Here is a 1,346-nt window from a genome sequence, read left to right on the forward strand (position 1 = left end):
TAACTCATTGTTTATTCGTACTTTGTTCGTATCTTTCCCATCACCGAACTGACATCAATCATTTAACATTGCAAAATATCCATGTCGATTTTGTTTACAAAAAGGTCTGACATGGATACTCCTAACATAAAAATTGAATATTTCGGACTAAAGGATCAGGTGTTTCAAAAAATTTAAGATGCCATTTCATTGGATGGGATCAGTTGATTTCAAGCTTTGGGATCATCTTAGCGATTACGGAGTAATCGCCTAACAGATAGCCAAATGAAATTTGGCCTACGGAATAGCGAGGCTTTAGCCTCGCCTCCCGTTTTTTCATTTATTTCTTAGAATTATAAAATTTTGATGGACTGGTTATTTTCCTCATATTTAACGTTCCGAGATTTATTTCAACTGCATTTTGAACCAAACGGTCAATAACTGCTTCTGCCAGTGTGGTTCCTCCTAGTTTCTCATGCCAGTCACCAACATCATATTGAGTACATATAAACGTGCTTGTTTCCGTGTATCTCGCATCAATTAGATCAAGCAGGAATGAACATACTGTTTCAGAAACAGAGCTTAAAAGCCATTCATCAATAATCAGAACTGATGGTAGCTCGTACCTCCTTCTTAGCCTTTTCAAAGAGCGTTTCTGAACTAGACTTTCTTCAATGTCCTGAATCAAATCTGGCAACCTGACATATTTTGCCTTGAAACAACGCTCCATTGCTGCATTTGCCAGAGCACAAGCGAGGTATGTTTTGCCTGAGCCTGTAGGTCCTTTTATAATCAGATTTGTCTGTTTCTTTAGAAAATCACATGTGCTTAATTCTAAAACCAGATCTCTTGATAGAGTTCTTTGTGAATCATAGTAAATCTTTGCAATTGCAGCAGAGCGTTCTCTAAGTTTTGCGCTCTTTTTAAGTCGCTCAATACATTTATTTAACTTGCATTCATAAAGTCTGTTGATAACAATTTCAAACTTCTCAATAAAGTTTAGAGTGCTGCAGTTAGCATCAGCCTGGATTTCATCCACGTATGTAATCAGCTCATCTATTTTTAAATTTACCAGTTTTCTGATCATGTCATCGGCAAGAACATGTTTTGAGATAACAGCGTTCATATTACTTATCCTCCTTTAGTGATTTGTAATAATCTGCTCCTCTGAGCATGCCTTTTGCCTTTACATCTTGATTCTGAAATAAGGCGTTACTATCATTAGAATGCGGTTCTCCTAATTGGTCCTGGATTATCGCGTTTATATGTTTATCATACCTAGGTCCTTAAGAGATTTTTCTTTTAAAGCCTGGTTGGTTCACGATCTGCCACAAAAGTAATGGCAGATCTTTAATTAACAATCGATC

The 1,346-nt window shown here is 36.7% G+C and carries 1 protein-coding gene; it reads right to left on the reverse strand.

The genetic code is table 11. The annotated features are described in order from the left end of the window. Nucleotides 1-319: 319 nt before the first annotated feature. Nucleotides 320-1,105 (reverse strand): ATP-binding protein, encoded by a 786-nt coding sequence (locus B5D46_RS11970; RefSeq protein WP_078929651.1) that lies wholly within the window; start codon nt 1,103-1,105, stop codon nt 320-322. Between the last annotated feature and the right edge of the window lie 241 nt (nt 1,106-1,346).

It is taken from the genome of Succinivibrio dextrinosolvens DSM 3072, from assembly GCF_900167015.1.
Classification (GTDB): Bacteria; Pseudomonadota; Gammaproteobacteria; order Enterobacterales; family Succinivibrionaceae; genus Succinivibrio; species Succinivibrio dextrinosolvens.